General features: G+C 58.6%; 21 protein-coding genes. 16 read left to right on the top strand and 5 right to left on the bottom strand.

Annotated elements, in window-relative coordinates; all coding sequences use genetic code 11:
- Nucleotides 1–16: 16 nt before the first annotated feature.
- The 8 genes from hutI (at nucleotide 17) to AC2FID_RS18045 (ending at nucleotide 7,331) form a co-directional block, all read left to right on the top strand.
- Entirely contained in the window at nucleotides 17–1,222 is a 1,206-nt protein-coding gene (gene hutI / locus AC2FID_RS18080) for an imidazolonepropionase (protein ID WP_496838048.1), read from the top strand.
- Complete coding sequence (gene hutH / locus AC2FID_RS18075) at nucleotides 1,222–2,757, top strand: histidine ammonia-lyase (RefSeq protein ID WP_496838046.1); 1,536 nt, start codon at nucleotides 1,222–1,224, stop codon at nucleotides 2,755–2,757. The genes hutI and hutH overlap by 1 nt, the downstream gene beginning before the upstream one ends.
- Nucleotides 2,757–3,575, top strand: coding sequence for an N-formylglutamate deformylase (gene hutG, locus AC2FID_RS18070; RefSeq protein ID WP_496838044.1), 819 nt, complete (start codon nucleotides 2,757–2,759; stop codon nucleotides 3,573–3,575). Before hutH ends, hutG begins: the two co-directional genes overlap by 1 nt.
- Nucleotides 3,572–5,254, top strand: a complete 1,683-nt coding sequence (gene hutU / locus AC2FID_RS18065) for a urocanate hydratase (protein ID WP_496782885.1) — start codon at nucleotides 3,572–3,574, stop codon at nucleotides 5,252–5,254. The genes hutG and hutU overlap by 4 nt, the downstream gene beginning before the upstream one ends.
- A 68-nt stretch (nucleotides 5,255–5,322) precedes the next feature.
- Entirely contained in the window at nucleotides 5,323–6,201 is an 879-nt protein-coding gene (gene serB, locus AC2FID_RS18060) for a phosphoserine phosphatase SerB (protein WP_282120372.1), read from the top strand.
- Between the two features lie 40 nt (nucleotides 6,202–6,241).
- A complete protein-coding gene (locus tag AC2FID_RS18055) occupies nucleotides 6,242–6,571 on the top strand; it encodes an ArsR/SmtB family transcription factor (RefSeq protein WP_282120371.1) in 330 nt (109 codons plus the stop codon).
- Nucleotides 6,559–6,987, top strand: a complete 429-nt coding sequence (locus AC2FID_RS18050; protein ID WP_282120370.1) for an SRPBCC family protein — start codon at nucleotides 6,559–6,561, stop codon at nucleotides 6,985–6,987. Before AC2FID_RS18055 ends, AC2FID_RS18050 begins: the two co-directional genes overlap by 13 nt.
- 23 nt (nucleotides 6,988–7,010) lie before the next feature.
- The gene (locus tag AC2FID_RS18045; protein WP_282120369.1) at nucleotides 7,011–7,331 is read left to right on the top strand and encodes a YciI family protein; all 321 of its coding nucleotides are present in this window, start codon (nucleotides 7,011–7,013) and stop codon (nucleotides 7,329–7,331) included.
- Between the two features lie 2 nt (nucleotides 7,332–7,333).
- Here the strand turns inward: AC2FID_RS18045 and AC2FID_RS18040 are convergent, their stop codons facing one another.
- Nucleotides 7,334–8,332, bottom strand: coding sequence for an asparaginase (locus tag AC2FID_RS18040; RefSeq protein WP_496838041.1), 999 nt, complete (start codon nucleotides 8,330–8,332; stop codon nucleotides 7,334–7,336).
- Between the two features lie 178 nt (nucleotides 8,333–8,510).
- Here AC2FID_RS18040 and AC2FID_RS18035 point away from each other — a divergent pair, with 178 nt between their 5' ends.
- The 5 genes from AC2FID_RS18035 (at nucleotide 8,511) to AC2FID_RS18015 (ending at nucleotide 12,034) form a co-directional block, all read left to right on the top strand.
- Nucleotides 8,511–9,044: an invasion associated locus B family protein gene (locus AC2FID_RS18035; protein WP_058272619.1), complete on the top strand. Its 534-nt coding sequence runs from the start codon at nucleotides 8,511–8,513 to the stop codon at nucleotides 9,042–9,044.
- Nucleotides 9,045–9,215: 171 nt separating this feature from the next.
- Nucleotides 9,216–9,383 (top strand): hypothetical protein, encoded by a 168-nt coding sequence (locus AC2FID_RS18030; protein ID WP_186437396.1) that lies wholly within the window; start codon nucleotides 9,216–9,218, stop codon nucleotides 9,381–9,383.
- Nucleotides 9,384–9,530: 147 nt separating this feature from the next.
- Nucleotides 9,531–9,908 carry a lysozyme inhibitor LprI family protein gene (locus AC2FID_RS18025; protein WP_282170535.1) on the top strand — a complete coding sequence of 126 codons (378 nt, stop codon included), beginning with the start codon at nucleotides 9,531–9,533 and terminating at the stop codon, nucleotides 9,906–9,908.
- A gap of 79 nt (nucleotides 9,909–9,987) precedes the next feature.
- Nucleotides 9,988–11,175 carry a dual-specificity RNA methyltransferase RlmN gene (gene rlmN / locus AC2FID_RS18020; RefSeq protein WP_282152923.1) on the top strand — a complete coding sequence of 396 codons (1,188 nt, stop codon included), beginning with the start codon at nucleotides 9,988–9,990 and terminating at the stop codon, nucleotides 11,173–11,175.
- A gap of 232 nt (nucleotides 11,176–11,407) precedes the next feature.
- Nucleotides 11,408–12,034 (top strand): cytochrome P460 family protein, encoded by a 627-nt coding sequence (locus AC2FID_RS18015; protein ID WP_282170534.1) that lies wholly within the window; start codon nucleotides 11,408–11,410, stop codon nucleotides 12,032–12,034.
- A gap of 7 nt (nucleotides 12,035–12,041) precedes the next feature.
- On the opposite strand, the gene AC2FID_RS18010 is transcribed toward AC2FID_RS18015, so the two are convergent.
- Nucleotides 12,042–12,386 carry a hypothetical protein gene (locus AC2FID_RS18010; RefSeq protein WP_109310624.1) on the bottom strand — a complete coding sequence of 115 codons (345 nt, stop codon included), beginning with the start codon at nucleotides 12,384–12,386 and terminating at the stop codon, nucleotides 12,042–12,044.
- Nucleotides 12,383–13,300, bottom strand: coding sequence for a DnaJ C-terminal domain-containing protein (locus tag AC2FID_RS18005; RefSeq protein WP_496838037.1), 918 nt, complete (start codon nucleotides 13,298–13,300; stop codon nucleotides 12,383–12,385). The genes AC2FID_RS18010 and AC2FID_RS18005 overlap by 4 nt, the downstream gene beginning before the upstream one ends.
- Before the next feature lie 158 nt (nucleotides 13,301–13,458).
- Here AC2FID_RS18005 and AC2FID_RS18000 point away from each other — a divergent pair, with 158 nt between their 5' ends.
- Complete coding sequence (locus AC2FID_RS18000; RefSeq protein WP_058272613.1) at nucleotides 13,459–13,842, top strand: hypothetical protein; 384 nt, start codon at nucleotides 13,459–13,461, stop codon at nucleotides 13,840–13,842.
- Here the strand turns inward: AC2FID_RS18000 and AC2FID_RS17995 are convergent, their stop codons facing one another.
- Together AC2FID_RS17995 and AC2FID_RS17990 are read right to left on the bottom strand one after the other, a co-directional pair.
- Nucleotides 13,843–14,943 (bottom strand): cystathionine gamma-lyase, encoded by a 1,101-nt coding sequence (locus tag AC2FID_RS17995; protein ID WP_496838035.1) that lies wholly within the window; start codon nucleotides 14,941–14,943, stop codon nucleotides 13,843–13,845.
- A 3-nt stretch (nucleotides 14,944–14,946) separates the two neighbouring features.
- Entirely contained in the window at nucleotides 14,947–15,789 is an 843-nt protein-coding gene (locus AC2FID_RS17990) for an LOG family protein (RefSeq protein WP_058272611.1), read from the bottom strand.
- 79 nt (nucleotides 15,790–15,868) lie between these two features.
- Between AC2FID_RS17990 and AC2FID_RS17985 the strand changes: the two genes are divergently transcribed.
- Together AC2FID_RS17985 and AC2FID_RS17980 are read left to right on the top strand one after the other, a co-directional pair.
- Nucleotides 15,869–16,786 carry a threonine/serine dehydratase gene (locus tag AC2FID_RS17985; RefSeq protein ID WP_496838033.1) on the top strand — a complete coding sequence of 306 codons (918 nt, stop codon included), beginning with the start codon at nucleotides 15,869–15,871 and terminating at the stop codon, nucleotides 16,784–16,786.
- Nucleotides 16,787–16,830: 44 nt separating this feature from the next.
- Complete coding sequence (locus AC2FID_RS17980) at nucleotides 16,831–17,430, top strand: GntR family transcriptional regulator (RefSeq protein ID WP_496761245.1); 600 nt, start codon at nucleotides 16,831–16,833, stop codon at nucleotides 17,428–17,430.
- The last annotated feature ends 93 nt before the right edge of the window (nucleotides 17,431–17,523 follow it).

Here is a 17,523-nt window from a genome sequence, read left to right as displayed (position 1 = left end):
GCCCAAAAGAATCGATATGGTCAAAAAATCTGTCCTTTTGAGCACGCGGGTGGCGACCATGGACGATGGTGCCGAACCTTATGGGATAGTTCAGGACGCAGCACTTGTTGTTGATGGTGAGAAAATTGCCTGGATCGGGCTTCGGAATGCACTGCCTGCTGACTATTCTGACTGGCCGACCGCGGACTATGGCGACCGGCTGATAACGCCGGCGCCAATCGACGCCCACACCCATGTCGTCTTTGGTGGCAACAGGGCGGTCGAGTTCGAAATGCGTCTGAATGGTGCCTCGTATGAAGAGATCGCGCGCGCAGGTGGTGGAATTCTGTCGACTGTCACAGCGACCCGTTCGGCCAGCGAAGAGGCCCTGTTAGAGGATGCCTTGACGCGAGTGGACGCCCTGATGGCCGACGGCGTGTCGTGCATCGAGGTCAAATCGGGCTATGGTCTGGACACCGACACAGAGCTCAAGATGCTGCGCGTCGCGCGCCGGATCGGCCAAGTGCGCCCGGTGCGAGTGAAAACAAGTTTTCTAGGAGCACATGCGGTGCCGCCTGAGTTTCAGGCGCGCGCTGATACCTACATTCGCGATGTTTGCATCCCGACTCTGCGTTTGGCGCATGAAGAGGGGCTGGTGGATGCCGTTGATGGCTTTTGTGAGGGGATCGCCTTTGATCCGTCTCAGATCGCTAAGGTCTTCGATGTGGCGAAAGAACTGAACCTTCCGGTCAAGTTGCATGCAGAGCAGCTTTCGAACCTCGGAGGGGCAGCCCTGGCGGCTTCTTACGGGGCGTTGTCGGCAGATCATATCGAATATCTGGACCAGGTTGGCGTGGCCGCCATGGCACAGGCCGGAACCGTGGGTGTGCTGCTGCCGGGGGCGTTCTATACTTTGCACGAAACACAGATGCCGCCGGTTGAACTGCTGCGCCAGTATGGGGTGCCGATTGCACTGGCGACGGATTGTAACCCCGGCTCGTCTCCTCTGACGTCGCTTCTGCTGTCCATGAATATGGCTTGCACCCTGTTCCGCCTGACGCCGGAAGAGGCATTGGCTGGCGTGACCCGCAATGCGGCGCAAGCCTTGGGCCTGACCGACACTGGCACAATAACTGAAGGCAACCGCGCGGACCTGACGGTATGGGACATCACGCACCCAGCCGAGCTGTCCTATCGGATCGGCTTCAACCCGCTGCACGCCCGCATTTTCGGAGGTTTGTAATGAAGACCCTGTCGCTTGTGCCCGGTCAGGTCACGCTGTCGGATCTGTCCGAAGTGTATTGGTCGCAGCCCGCAGTATCGCTGGATGACGGGTGCAAACCCAAGGTGGAGGCTGCAGCCAAACGCATTCTCGAAGCTGCGGCCGGGGAAGACCCGGTTTATGGCGTTAACACCGGGTTCGGAAAACTGGCCAGCCACAAGATCGCGGCAAAGGATACTTCGACCCTTCAGCGCAACCTGATCCTCAGCCATTGCTGCGGCGTTGGTTCGGCCGTGCCACGCCGTGTGACCCGGCTGATGATGACGCTAAAACTGTTGTCCTTCGGACGCGGAGCATCGGGTGTGCGTTGGGAGCTGATCGACCTGTTGCAGCAGATGCTGGCCATGGGCGTGACCCCGGTTATTCCCGCGCAGGGGTCGGTCGGGGCCTCGGGCGATCTTGCGCCCCTGGCGCATATGACAGCCGTAGTCATCGGCGAAGGTGAAGCCGAGGTTGACGGAACCATCCTGCCGGGGGGGAAAGCGCTAAAATCGGTTGGATTAGAGCCTATTCAACTCGGTCCTAAGGAAGGGCTTGCCTTTATCAACGGCACGCAATTCTCGACTGCCTTTGCGCTGGCCGGTCTGTTCGAAGCCTGGCGTGCAGCGCAAAGCGCGCTGGTCATCTCGGCCCTGTCGACGGATGCGATCATGGGATCGACTGCGCCCTTGCAACCCGAAATCCATACCCTGCGTGGGCACCGCGGCCAGACCGAAGCCGCCAGCGCCATGCGTGCCACACTGGCCGGGTCCGAGATCCGCGAAAGCCACCGGGACGGCGACACGCGCGTTCAGGACCCATATTGCATCCGATGCCAGCCGCAGGTCACCGGCGCGGCCATGGATGTCATGCGCCAAGCGGCCACCACGCTTGAGATCGAGGCGAACGCGGCCACCGACAACCCGCTGGTTCTGACTGAGGCGGGTGCCATCGTTTCAGGCGGGAACTTCCATGCCGAACCCGTTGGCTTTGCCGCAGACATGATTGCACTGGCGGTGTCCGAGGTCGGCGCGATTGCGCAGCGGCGCATTGCCTTGATGGTCGACCCGACGCTCAGCTTTGATCTGCCGCCGTTCCTGACGCCTGATCCCGGCCTGAACTCAGGTCTGATGATTGCCGAAGTCACGACCGCCGCCTTGATGAGCGAGAATAAGCACCTTGCCAATCCTTGCGTGACTGACAGTACACCGACCTCGGCCAACCAGGAGGATCACGTGTCGATGGCTGCACATGGTGCGCGGCGTCTGACGCGGATGGTCGAAAACCTGAACTACATTCTTGGTGTTGAGTTGCTTTGCGCCGCTCAGGGGGTGGAGTTCCGCGCACCGCTGGCAACCAGCGAACCGTTGCAACGGGTCATGGATAGGGTACGGGCAGAGATCCCAACACTGAACGAAGACCGCTATTTGGCACCCGATCTGGAAACATCCAAGTGCTTGGTGGCTGAGGGTGACATCCTTGGGGCAGTGGGTGCCCAGATGCCGGGGCTGTTCTGATGCAGGTGTTCAGCGTTCAGCGCGGGGAAGGTCCCATTGTGCTGGGCCAGCCTCATGGCGGAACTTATGTGCCAGACGAAACAGCGGTCCGTCTGAATGACAACGGGCGCGGTATGGCGGATACGGACTGGCACATAAATAGGCTCTATAAGGGGATATTGGATGATGTCACGGTCGTGCAGTCGCATGTTCATCGCTACGTCATCGACGCCAATCGTGATCCGTTCGGGGCCTCGCTATATCCGGGCCAGAATACCACCACCCTTGTGCCTCTGACCGATTTCGACGGGCAGCAGATCTGGAATGACGGGCAATCACCATCCGAGGATGAAGTCGAAGATCGACGGCGCAAATACCACGCACCTTATCACGCTGCCCTTCTGGATGAACTGAGCCGCGTTCGGGACCGGCACGGCATGGCGATCCTGTTTGATTGCCACTCGATCCGGTCGCTGATCCCGTTTCTGTTCGAAGGCGAATTGCCGGTGTTCAACACTGGAACCAATGATGGGCTGACGTGCGACACGGCCATTGAGCAAGCCGTGCACGACGTGGCGAGCAAGGCCGAAGGTTTCACTTCGGTCCTGAATGGCCGGTTTCGCGGGGGATGGACCACCCGCCACTATGGTCGCCCTTCTGATGGCATACACGCCATCCAGATGGAGATCGCGCAGCGGGCTTACATGGACGAGACACCCCCGTGGACATGGCGCGAGGACCGCGCTGCGAAACTGCGCCCCCATTTGACAACTATGCTGACCCGCATCAACGATCTTGCCCTCTCGGGCGAATTGACCAGACAAGGAGCCCAGAAATGAGCGATCCGCGCAAAAACACCCGCGATATCTATCCACCGACCGGCCCCGAGTTGAACGCCAAAAGCTGGGTGACCGAGGCCCCGCTGCGGATGCTGATGAACAACCTGCACCCGGATGTGGCCGAGAACCCGCATGAGTTGGTGGTCTATGGTGGTATCGGTCGCGCGGCCCGCACGTGGGAGGATTTCGACACTATTGTTGCCGGTCTGAAGGATTTGGAGGAAGACGAAACGCTGATCGTCCAGTCCGGCAAGCCGGTCGCGATCATCCGCACGCACAAGGATTCGCCGCGGGTGCTGATCGCCAATTCCAACCTCGTTCCACATTGGGCGACCTGGGATCACTTCAACGAGCTCGATAAGAAGGGCCTGATGATGTACGGCCAGATGACCGCTGGCTCGTGGATTTACATCGGCACGCAGGGTATCGTTCAGGGCACCTATGAGACCTTTGCCGAAGCGGGGCGTCAGCATTACAACGGTGACCTGACAGGCAAGTGGATTCTGACCGGAGGTCTGGGTGGAATGGGCGGCGCGCAACCGCTGGCGGCCGTGTTCGCAGGCGCCTCATGTCTGGCTGTTGAGTGTAACCCGGACAGCATCGATTTCCGCCTACGGACCAAATACCTCGACGAAAAGGCCGAAACGCTGGACGAAGCGCTGGAGATGATTGACCGCTGGACCAGGGCTGGCGAAGCGAAGTCGGTTGGTCTGCTGGGCAATGCGGCAGAGGTTTTCCCCGAGATCTATGCTCGGATGCAGGCGGGCGGGATGCGTCCTGATATCGTCACCGACCAAACCAGCGCGCATGATCCGATTAACGGTTATCTGCCATTGGGCTGGACTATGGGAGAGTGGCGCGAAAAGCGTGAAACAGACCCTAAATCGGTGGAAAAAGCCGCTCGCGCTTCGATGAAGCAGCATGTCGCGGCGATGGTGGATTTCTGGAACGCGGACGTTCCGACGCTGGATTACGGCAATAACATCCGGCAGGTCGCTCAGGATGAGGGGCTTGAGAACGCCTTTGCCTTCCCCGGCTTTGTACCCGCTTATATCCGCCCGCTGTTTTGCAAAGGCATCGGCCCGTTCCGCTGGTGTGCTCTGTCGGGCGACCCCGAGGACATCTACAAAACCGATGCCAAGATGAAGGAACTGTTCCCCGAGAATGAGCACCTGCATCGCTGGATCGACATGGCGCAAGAGCGGATCGCGTTTCAGGGTCTACCTGCGCGTATCTGCTGGATTGGATTGGGTGACCGACACCGGGCTGGGCTGGCGTTCAATGAGATGGTCGCCAATGGCGAGCTAAAGGCGCCGGTGGTGATCGGACGCGACCATTTGGACTCGGGGTCTGTGGCCAGCCCCAACCGCGAGACTGAGGCGATGCTGGATGGCTCGGATGCGGTCAGCGACTGGCCGTTGCTGAATGCGCTGATCAATACGGCGAGCGGGGCGACATGGGTGTCTCTGCATCACGGTGGTGGCGTCGGGATGGGCTTTAGCCAACATGCGGGTGTTGTGATCTGTGCAGATGGCACCGAAGATGCCGCCCGGCGGTTGGAGCGGGTTCTTTGGAATGACCCGGCCTCGGGCGTTTGGCGTCACGCGGATGCGGGGTACGACATTGCCAAGGATTGCGCGCGGGCCCATGGGCTGCGCCTGCCGGGTATTTTGGGCTAGTTCGAAACAGACTCTGGCGAAAATGCTGCACCTGCGATATGCGCAGGTGAGCTTGCCGGAGATCGAATATGTACGTTGCCACCCTGTTGACCGACCCCGATGTGTCTAATCTGGAATTGTCGCTGGTCGAGTCCTTGCGGAACGCATGGGGCGGTGGTGAGATCGTTTGGCTCAGCCCGGATGAAGCAGCAGAGTTCCATCTTAGCGAAATGCCGGGCAACCGGTGGGATGCCTGGGCGGACCTGCAGCAAATGGGCGTGGATCTGGTTGTCCAACCGACCGAAGGCCGCCGTAAGAAGATGCTGTTGGCCGATATGGACAGCACCATGATCCAACAGGAATGCATCGACGAACTGGCGGATGAGGCCGGCGTCGGCGACCGCGTTAAGGATATCACCGCACGCGCCATGAATGGCGAGTTGGACTTTGAGGGCGCGCTGACCGAACGGGTTGGTCTGTTGAAAGGTCTGGATGAGGCGGTGATCGGTAAAGTACTGGATGAACGCATCACTCTGATGCCGGGCGGCAAGGAACTGGTCGCGACGATGCGCCAGAACGGAAGCTATGCCGCCTTGGTCTCGGGCGGTTTCACGGCGTTTACCGCAAAAGTGGCCGAGGTGCTGGGCTTTGACGAGAACCGTGCCAACACCCTGCTGGCCCAAAACGGAAAACTGACCGGGGATGTACTGCGGCCCATTTTGGGGCGTCAAGCCAAGGTGGATGCCTTGGAACAGATCACCGCGCGACTGGGTTTGCGTGAAGAAGACGTTATTGCCGTAGGCGACGGGGCCAACGATCTGGGGATGCTGCACCGCGCGGGAACAGGGGTGGCCCTGCATGCCAAGCCCACGGTTGCCGAGCAATGCGAGGTTCGGATCAACCATGGCGATCTGACAGCATTGCTGTACGTTCAGGGCTATAGCCGCTCGGAATTTGTGTCCGGTTAAAGGTCTTCCCTTTATTTAACGTACGTGTTAAATAAAGGCTATGAACACTCTGATAAATGCTTTTTCTGCTTTGTCCGATTCCACTCGGTTCTCGATCGTTGAGCAACTGATGCAGGACGGAGAGCTGCCTGCCGGTGACCTGATCCAAGGGCGCGGTATGTCGGGCGCAGCGATTTCGCGCCATCTGAAAGTGCTGCGCGAGGCCGGATTGGTGCAACAGCGCGTCCACGGCACCCAGCGGATGTATTCTATCCAGCCCGACGGGCTGCGGGCGATTGCGGAATGGACGATCTCGAAACGTCAGTTCTGGGAAAACAGCCTCGATCGTCTGGGCGACCTGATTGAAAGGGAAAACTCATGGCCGACCTGAAACTGGAACGCGAGTTCCCGACCACCCCCGAAAACCTGTTTGCCTGGATAAGTGACGGGGCGAAGCTGTTGCAGTGGTGGGGGCCCGAAGGGGTGCATGTGCCCGAGCATGACCTGAATTTCTCACGCACGGGGCCCTGGTATTCAATAATGAAGAACGCAGAAGGCCAGACATTTAAAGTCTCGGGCCACGTAACCCATGTTGATCCGCCCAATTCGGTTGGGTTCACTTGGGCCTGGCATGACGATCAGGATCAGCGCGGGCCGGAAAGTCACGTGACGTTTTCGGTCGTTGCGACCGAAAACGGGGCGCGGCTAGTTCTGGATCACCGCGAACTGGCAGATGCCGAGGCCGCAGCAAACCACAACATGGGCTGGACATCATCGCTGGCCAAGCTTGAGGCGCAGTTTGGATAAGTTTTCATTAGGGAGGAAATAAAATGCCACAATATTTGTTTGTCTATCACGGCGGAACTACACCAACCGACCCTGCCGAAGTCGAAGCAACTATGGCCGCCTGGGGCGCATGGTTTCAAGGCATGGGTGAGGCGCTGGACATTCCCGGCAACCCGGTTGGTCAATCCTATACGGTCAGCAACGGAAGCGTCGTCGACAATGGCGGCGCAAACCCGGCATCCGGCTTTACGGTTGTAAAGGCCGATAGCATTGATGCCGCGACCGAAATGGCCAAGGGCTGTCCCATGGTGGTCAACGGTTCGGGCTCGGTCGAGGTGGCCGAGGTGCATGAAATCGAAATGTAACCTTAGCCGGGGAACCCCGGCGCAGGTCTGATTACGCCGCATTCCAGCCCGCGACGGCTGTATTGCGTGGCATTCATGAATTTGCGGGTGGCCGGGTGATCGGCCTCCAGCACACCAAGGCTTACCAGTATCGCGGCGATTGCGCATTCGCTGGCGCGGGTGGTGCCATCAGTGATTTTCAGCGCAACACCCATTCGTTTTTCCGGGATGATGGCAATGAACACCGCCTCAGCCCCGGTTTTGATTGCGGCGCGACCGTCCATAGCGCGCATCAACTCGGTACAGGCGCGGCTTTCGCCCGCCACCAGTTCGGGGTGCTTGATCATGGCCGCCGTAAGCTGTTGCGCTGCGTCGCTGGCACGGTCCGACCGGTCAGCGGCCGAGGCAAACCACGCCATCGAACGTGCCAGTCCCACCAGTGATGTCGCAAAGTTCGGGGCCGAACATCCATCGATTCCATAGGCAGGGCTGGTTTCCCCAGTGGTTTCTTCCAGCGCGGACAGGCAGGCTTGCTGTACGGGGTGGTCGATCTCAAGGTATTCCGGTCCCGCGCCCATGTGCTGTGCGACCGTCAGAAACCCGCAATGTTTGCCCGAGCAATTGTTGTGGATCTGGCAGGGCGTGTCATCGGCAAGTATCAGCCCGTCGCGCGCGGCCATGTCCTGCGGTTCTTGCGGACCGCAGCGCAGATCGTGTTCGGTCAAGCCCAAGTGATCCAGCCAGGCAGTAACCCTGTCGGTATGGATATGTGCGCCGCTATGCGAGGCACAGGCGAGGGCCAGATGCTCGGAGTTCAGGCCATATTTGGCGGCTGCACCCGATGTGATCAGCGGCAGCCCCTGGATCATTTTTGCAGAAGACCGAGGGTAAATCACCGCGTCCGGATCGCCCCAACTGCGTACGATATGACCGCTGTCGTCACAGATCACTGCGTGGCCCAGATGCAGGCTTTCCAACAAGGGGCCTCGCCATAGTTCTGTCATTGGTACCGGCTGCGTCATCTGGCCCCTCCATTATATGCGCAAAAATCTGCCAATCGCCCTTTCGCCTGTGGCGAAACCTGCGTTAGTGTGTGTATGTCGACAATCATCGGAATACGCAACTTACAGACGAACCGACAGAGTTCGTATGCGGTCTCGATGGGTATGAGGTATTAGGTCGAGCTAGGAGGCTGGACAGATGGGATTAAAACTCGTCCGCACAATTGCGGGTCTGTGCGTGGCAGGAATGGCCACAACCGCAATCGCTCAGCAGGCGACCAGCACCAATCGGGTTGCTGCGAAGACCGACTGGAGCGTTTTTGTGGAGAAAGATCCCACAGAGTGCTGGAGCGTATCCGCGCCCAAAGAGACTGTGAACACCAAAGGTGGACGCGTGGTTTCGGTGCGCCGCAGCGACATCCTGCTGTTCGTGTTCTACCGCCCGAATGCCGAAGTCAAAGGTCAGGTGACCTTTACCGGCGGCTATCCTTTCGCGGCAGGATCGACGGTCACCCTTGAGATTGACGGCACCGAGTTCGCTTTGATCACCGAAGGTGAATGGGCCTGGCCGGCAACCGAGGGCGAAGACCTGAAGGTCGTCGCAGCGATGAAGCGCGGCACCGAGGCCGTTCTGACCGCCCGGTCCGAGCGCGGAACCCAGACCAAAGACACGTTCTCGCTGTTGGGTTTCAGCGCTGCGATCGAAGACGCCGAAAAGCGCTGCACTCAATAAGCAAGGACAAAAGGTCTACGCAGCCCCGTCATTTGGCGGGGCTTTTTCGTGGGCGATCATACGTGTCATCCGATCTTTACGCTACGTCCACCACCCCAAATTGATCCGCATCAAGGCAAGCGATCCATCTTTCTGAACCAATCAGTTCAAATATATGGAAGGAGCTTATCCATGCTTAACAAACCTCTTGCTGCTGTGTTGGTGGTCGCCGCCGTATTTCTGAGCGCATGTGAAAAAAACAACGAAACCTATCCGGTTTCTGGCGAGCAATGCGGTCCGAAAGATCCCGTGCAAACTTTGGACGCGGATGATTGCGACATTCTGCCAGCAGGGATCTGATATGTTTACCTGATCTGATTCCTCGCAATCGCAATGCAGATAGTTCGGTCGCATCGGTTTGGCCTTTGCGGCCGACTTGCAATTGGGACTATGGCGCAACGCGTGCTACGGTGGCCTCATACAAGGGTTCATATGTGGAAACGGATAATGCGTTACGTCTTGATTGCAGTGCTTTTCTCTTCGGCCGCGTGGGCAGATCCCAGCCTGGAATGTTTCGACGCAGGTTCGCAGGTCGAAATCGGAGCCTGCGTTGGGGAAATGGAGAAACGCGTGAATATGGCTGTTGAGACAAGCTATGGCTTCGCCATACAGTCCGCAGTTGAGTTGGACGAGGTCACAGACCGTGTGGTCGCACAACCGGCACTTGAGGCTGCACAAGAGGCATGGAGAGGATATCGCGATGCGCAATGTGAAGCAGTGGGGGCCTCATACGGTGGCGGCTCTGGTACCGGTATTGCCATTGCGTCCTGCCGCGTTGATCTGGGCCGGGCGCGTGTGGATGAATTGCTGCGCATGGCAAATTAAATGATACGAATTCTTTTGATCTTTGCGCGCGATCCTATATAGAGGCGCATCCCAAGCCCGAATTCGTTGAGATAGCAATATGTCGCCCAAAGCGCCGATCACTCAAGATGTCATGACCATCCCCCGCAAACTGCCCGAGGGGAAGATCAACCTTGTCGGGTTGACCCGTGATCAGTTGCGTGACGCTCTGATCGAACATGGCACGCCGGAAAAGCAGGCCAAGATGCGGACCGGGCAGATCTGGCAGTGGATCTATCAATGGGGCGTGCGCGATTTTGCCGAGATGACCAACCTCGCCAAAGCGTATCGTGCGCAACTGGCTGAGAATTTCGTTGTTGAGATCCCCGAGGTCGTGACCCGGCAGGTGTCCGAGGACGGCACGCGCAAGTACCTGTGCCGCATCGCGGGTGGCCATGAGGTTGAGGTTGTCTACATCCCCGAAGAGGATCGCGGGACGCTGTGCATCTCGTCTCAGGTTGGCTGCACGCTGACCTGTTCCTTCTGCCATACGGGCACGCAGAAACTGGTGCGCAACCTGACGGCTGCAGAAATCGTCGGTCAGGTGATGATGGCCCGCGACGATCTGGACGAATGGCCGACCCCTGGTGCGCCAAAGGACGAAACACGCCTATTGTCGAACATCGTTCTGATGGGCATGGGTGAGCCGCTTTATAACTTCGAAAACGTGCGCGACGCGATGAAGATCGCCATGGACCCCGAAGGCATTTCTCTGTCACGCCGTCGGATCACCCTGTCGACGTCCGGCGTGGTGCCGGAAATTGCGCGCACAGCTGACGAGATCGGCTGCTTGCTGGCGATCTCGTTCCACGCGACAACGGATGAAACCCGCGATTTTCTGGTGCCCATCAACAAGCGCTGGAACATCCAAGAGCTACTGCAGGCGCTGGCAAGCTATCCCAAGGTGTCCAATTCCGAGCGGATTACTTTTGAATACGTGATGCTGGATGGTGTGAATGACAGTGACGAAGATGCGCACCGCCTAATCGACCACATCAAAAGCCACAACATTCCCGCCAAGATCAACCTGATTCCGTTCAACGAATGGCCCGGCGCGCCTTACAAGCGCAGCTCGAACAACCGCATCCGGGCGTTTGCGAACATCATTTATCAGGCAGGCTATGCCTCTCCCATTCGCAAGACGCGTGGCGAGGACATCATGGCAGCTTGTGGCCAGTTAAAATCGGCCACAGAGCGCGCGCGCAAATCGCGCAAGCAGATCGAAGCCGAAGCCGGATTGCAGAGCTGATAAGCCCAAACTTCGTGCAAACTACGCCGAGAAATTAATTTTCTGGCCGCTGTTATTTGTATGCACAATTTGATATGTTTTGGGGGCTGAAACCGGCTGCCTAGGCCTCACGCTTGCGCACAAAGCAGTGAGAGTCGCATTCCGGTCGTGGCGCGTTTGTTCATGGCCGCTATCATTTTACACGTAACTTGCGGCGTTCAGGCGAACCTTTTGAAGCAGGTGGGCCAAATACATGTTTGTACGATTTATAAGACTGTTTCCGACATCTCTTGCGGCTTTGTTTGTGGTGGGGCTTGCTGCGCATCAGGCTGGCGCTCAATCCAGTGGTGAGGATGCTCACCTTGCCATTGAAAATCCTGCCGAGCTGTCCAAAGAAGAAGCCTTGGGCATCTACAAGTCCCTGCAGCGACGGATGGAGCGTGGCTATGCCGCCGCGCAGTTAGATTTGCTGATGAACTATCAGGCATGGCCGCTGTTCAACGACGCGCCTTACATCTCGGCAACCCATGGGCAGCGCTATGTGAACAGCTATGCCAACCGCATGGCGCACAACTATGGTACTTTGGCCGAGGGTGAAAAACTGCCGATGGGGTCGGTGCTGGCCAAGGACAGCGTCACGGTCACGGACGAGGGCAACGTCCATCCCGGGGCTTTGTTCGTGATGGAAAAACTCGGTCAAGGCACCAGCCCGGAAACTGCGGACTGGCGCTATATCATGGTCATGCCGGACGGGTCTTTGTTTGGTGACACGATGGGCGCGCGTTCGGACGCTGTCGTCTATTGCCACGATTGTCACGAAGCGGTGGCTGATCGGGATTACACTTTCTTTGTTCCCGAAGAGTATGTTGTCGGCAACTAAGCGCGGGTTACTTGCGACCGAACCGCGCCGTTCCAATTACCTCGATCAATGTCTGACGCACCGGCTCCGGTTGCGTTTCTACCGCATTCAGAACCTCTCGTAACTCGGCCCGAAGGCCGTGCATCTGGTCGATCAGTGAGATCATCATCGACAGCGCATCAGGCTCCATCTCGTATTGGTCGTGCAGCTCGCACGCCAGCTCCAACCGCGCCACGTCGAGGGTGTGATACACCAACCCCTGCTCGGTTTGCTCGGGAATGACGATCTCGGCAGCCAGGTATTCGGTCAGGCGGGTCGAGGTCAGGCGCGTGACGGTTGCGATCAGTTGCTCTTCGGTCAGGGCGCGGGTCATGACGGCATTCCTTTCCGCGGATCATAGCTGTGGCTTTCGCGCCAAGTCTCCATGAATTGCTTCAACTCGTCATCAATCTGATCGGGCATGGACACGGTCAGTTCGATCAACTGATCGCCGCGATCGGACGAGCCGCGCTTCTTGACCCCCTTGCCGCGCAGGCGCAACGTCCTACCGCTGCTGGTGCCTGCGGGGACACTGACATTGACGCCGCCATCAATGGTGGGTGCGGGTACCTTGCCACCCAGAATGGCTTCGTCGATCGTGATCGGCAGAGTAATATGAATATCGTCGCCCTGACGATCGAATACAGGATGCTTTGCCACAGACACGGTTACCAAGGCGTCGCCGGCGGGCCCGTCGCCGAACCCCGGATCACCCTTACCGCGCAGGCGGATGGTCTGCCCGTCGGTGATGCCAGCGGGTATTTTGACTTCGATCCGATCGCCATCGGGCAGAGTCAGCTTCTGGCTGGCGCCGAACACCGCGTCCAGAAAACTGATCTGCAGGTTATAAGCGCGGTTGTGGCCCGGCGCGTGGAATTCATGCGTGCGCTGCTGGTATCCTCCGCGGCCACGCATGAATTCGGCAAAGATGTCTGACATGTCATCCGGGTCTGCTGCGCGCGCACGATAAGGGTTCCCGGCGGCCTCGGCATATTCGCGATAATACTGCTGCTGGGGACGTTCCTGACCCGAGGCATCAATTTCGCCACTATCGTAACGCGCGCGTGTGTCCGCATCTTTCAGCAGGTCATAAGCCGAAGCGGCGGCCTTGAACTTGGCTTCAGCCTCGTCATCCCCGGGTTTCAGGTCCGGGTGGCACTCTTTGGCGATGCGCCGATAAGCCTTCTTGATCTCGGCGGCGCTGGCGTCTTTAACGACACCAAGAACGGTATAGGGATCGTCGCTCATCACATCTCTCGTCGATGGGGGTGGGTCTGATCTTTATGAATGTGTTTTATCATGCGATTTCAATGACCCAAAAGGAAGTGGCTTTTGAAACCGCTCGCAAATTCCTTCGAGTCTGTTAACATCTGCATGTTTCTAATTGATCATTCACGGAGAACCCCATGACGCGCAGAATAAAATCCGCACTGGCCCTGTTGGCCGGGAATGCCATCGGGTTGTTGCTTGCGACGCTGTTGTTGTCGGGGTTTGCGATCAAGCCAATTTCATTCATCGTCGTGGTGATCGTGTTCACCCTGGTGCAGGTGGTGGCCGAGCCGCTGATCCTGAAGCTGGGTGAGAAAAAAGCCCCCTCGATCAAAGGTGGGATTGCTTTGATCGTAACGTTTGTCGGTCTGTTGGTGACGGATCTGATTACGGCAGGGCTGACCGTTGGCGGCGTTGCCAATCTGTTAGCAGCGACCCTGCTCGTTTGGCTGGGCGCGTTGATCGCCAGCGTTCTGCTGCCGATCTATGTGTTCACCGAACTGCGTGAGCCCAAGAAATAATCAAAGCCCGTTCAGGCTGGTTTCAATCGCCTGCCACAGTTCATCCGCCGGTTCGCAGCCGACAGACAAGCGGATAAAGGCCGGATCGACGTCATCGCCCCAGCGTGCGCGTCGTTCGGCAGAACTGTGAACACCGCCAAATGATGTGGCCGGTCGCAGCATCGGGCAGGTGTTGATGAAAGCTTCGGCCTTTTCCTCGGCCTCTAACGTGATCGACAACAAGAACCCAAACCGAGATGCCTGCGCCTTGGCCAGAGCATAGGACTGGTCATCCGACAGGCCGGGATAGCGGATCTGTTTCACGGCCTCATGTTCTGCCAACCGTTCCGCGAGCACTTGCGCCGATGCACACATCCGGTCGAAACGAACGTCCAGCGTTTCCAACCCGCGATGCAGCAGCCATGCCTCATACGGGCCGGGGATCGCGCCGGAAACGCGCCTCCATTCTTCGACCCGTTCCATGATCTGCGCGTTGCGGCTGGCGACATGACCCATTAGCAGGTCCGAATGCCCGCCCATTGCCTTGGTATCCGAAGCGACCACCACGTCGATGCCCAAATCCAACGGGCGTTGGCCCAGTGGCGTCATCGTCGTGTTGTCGGCAATCGTGAGGCCGCCGGCTGCGCGAACGGCGCTAGCGATCGCGGGCAGGTCCATCATATCCAGCCCGGGGTTCGAGGGGCTTTCCAAAAAGACCACGTCGAAGCCGTCAAACCCGCCCTCGGCAAACGCCGTCGTCGGACGCTCAGTAACCGAGACGCCCAGATTGGACAGGAACCGATCGGCCAGCAGTCGTGTGACATAATACCCGTCCGAGGGGATCAGGATATGGGACCCGGCTTTGACCGTCGCGAACAAAGCCGCAGAGATCGCCCCCATACCTGACGGAAAGGTCAGGCAGGGCGCGTCTTCCAGATGTGCCAGCACATGTTCCAGATGTACCCATGTCGGGTTGTCGACCCGGCCATAGGTCGGATGCCCATCCGGTGCGCCGGGCAGGTGGTACATGCTGCTTTGCGTCAGCGGCAGGGCCACCGGATCGCCCTTGTTCAGTGCGTTCCCACGCAGGTGCAGCATCTCACCGGTTTTTGGCGGTTTCATGTTTCAGCGCCCCGGTATTTCGTCGCGCGGTGGGGCCGGTTCCCAGTTATCGATAATGTCGACCGCCTCTTGTGCGGTATCGACAAAGCGGAACAGATCGAGATCCTCGTCCGAGATGGTCCCCGCATCGGCCAGCGCCTCCCAATTGATGACTTTTTCCCAGAATTCGCGACCGAACAGCAGGAAGGGCACACGCTCCATCCGGCCAGTCTGGATCAACGTCAGCGACTCGAACAGCTCGTCCATCGTGCCGAAGCCGCCGGGGAAGATGGTGATTGCGCGGGCGCGCATCAGGAAATGCATCTTGCGAATGGCGAAATAGTGGAAATTAAAGCTGAGATCGGGCGTTACATACAGGTTCGGCGCCTGCTCGTGCGGCAGCACAATGTTCAGGCCAATCGAACAACCGCCAGCATCCTGGGCGCCACGGTTTCCCGCCTCCATCACGCCGGGGCCACCGCCGGTGACGATCACGTTCTCGCGGCAGCCGGTTTCATTGGATTTTTCGGTCATCAGACGGGCGAATTCCCGCGCTTCGTCGTAATATTGCGACAGGTTGGCCAGCGTCTGGGTTCGCGCAGTGTGTTTCTGCGACGGCTCAGGAATGCGTGCGCCACCGAACATGACGATGGTCGAGGTGATCTCACGTTCGGTCATGATCATCTCGGGCTTCAGCAACTCCAGCTGCAAACGCACGGGGCGTAGCTCATCCCGACACAGGAAATCATCGTCTGCGAAGGCAAGGCGATAGGCGGGTGAGCGCGTCTGCGGCGTGTCCGGCACCTCGCTCGCGGTCGAGCGGTCAGTCTGGGCGTCGCGGAAAGGGCTGAGGCGGTCTTCTCTCATGGGTGATGGTTCCCTGCTTGCGTGTTCATAAAACAGCTATAGGGTTCGCAGGCAGAGTGCCAGTCACGGAAGAACAAGAATGAATTGGAAGAGTGAAATTTCAGCCGCAGCCAACCGGATCGATGGCTATGCGCAGGTGACACCGGTGATTGAAAGCCGGGTACCTGGATTGGATCATCCGGTCGAAATGAAGCTCGAGCATATGCAGCACACGGGCAGCTTCAAGGCACGCGGGGCGTTTAACACGCTGCTCAGTATGGATGTGCCAACGGCTGGCGTCGTGGCTGCATCAGGCGGCAATCACGGAGCGGCGGCGGCTTATGCGGCGCAAACGCTGGGCTATCCGGCCAAGATTTTCGTGCCGGACCTTGCCGGACCCTCAAAAATTGCCCTGATCGAACAGACAGGTGCAGATTTGACAGTGGTAAAGGGCGAATATGCCAACGCCCTGAGCGAGGCCAAGGCGCATGAGGCGACCACCGGTGCGATGCAAATCCACGCCTATGATGCACCAGCAACGGTGGCCGGACAGGGGTCGTGCTTTGCGGAATGGGAGGCGCAGGGACTACAGGCCGACACCGTACTGATTGCCGTGGGAGGCGGCGGCCTGATCGCCGGGGCCTTGGGTTGGTTTGACGGTGCGCGCAAGGTCGTGGCGGTAGAGCCGGAAACCTCCTGCGCGCTGAATGCTGCGCTGCGGGCAGGTGAGCCGGTGGATGTTTCTGTATCCGGGATTGCCGCCAATGCGCTGGGCGCGCGTCGGATCGGAGGGATTTGTTTCGAACTTGCGAAGGGAATGACGTCTGTTCTTGTGTCAGACGCTGCGATTGCCAGTGCGCAAAAGTTGCTTTGGCAAACCCATCGCATATTGGTCGAACCGGCCGGGGCGACTGCGTTGGCGGCCTTGACCTCGGGTGCATATAAGCCTGAACCGAACGAACGCGTGGCCGTTCTGGTTTGTGGTGGAAATATTGCCCCTGACCCGTTGATGGAGTAAATTATCGCCTTGTGGAAGGTGGTTAGTGATTTTATAGATAATCTATGACCACTACGATCGCTGACACAATCTACCAAAATCTTAGACAGAAGATTATCACCGGCGAACTGCTTGCCGGTGAAAAGCTGCGTCAGGATCACATCGCGCGGGCATTTGAGACCAGCCATGTACCGGTGCGCGAAGCTTTGCTGCGTCTGGAAGCGCACGGGTTGGCCCAAAGTGAGCCGCGCCGCGGTATGCGTGTTTCGGCGCTGGACCCGGCAGAAGTGCGCGAAGTGGTTGAAATGCGTGTCGCGCTTGAATCCCTGGCCTTGCAGCATTCGGTACAGAATATGACGCCTGGCGCGCTGAAAGAGGCGGATGACGCTCGGATCGCCTGTGATGCTGCGCAAACGATGCCCGAGTGGGAAGCGTGCAACCGTACCTTTCATCGCTCGATCCTGACGCCGTGCGGGTTGCCACGCCTGCTGCATGCAATCGATGACCTTCATATTGCCGGCGCGCGCCACCTGTTTGCCCATTGGCGCCCCAAATGGGTACACCGTGCGGATGGTGACCACGCAGCCATCGTTCAAGCGCTCAAGCGCAAGGACGCGTCTACGGCGACGGCCATTCTGACGCGCCATATCCGCCGCGCAAGCTGAACACAGGTCAAGCTAGCCGCAAATCGTACCTTCTGCGTCGCATTGCACCGCGAGGTGCAGTTGCGTATAGGCCAAACAAACGAGAACAGATTC

This window comes from Ruegeria sp. CDSC068 (assembly GCF_059610545.1).
The sequence above is the reverse complement of the archived record's forward strand: the minus strand, read 5'-3'. Positions and strand labels throughout refer to the sequence as shown.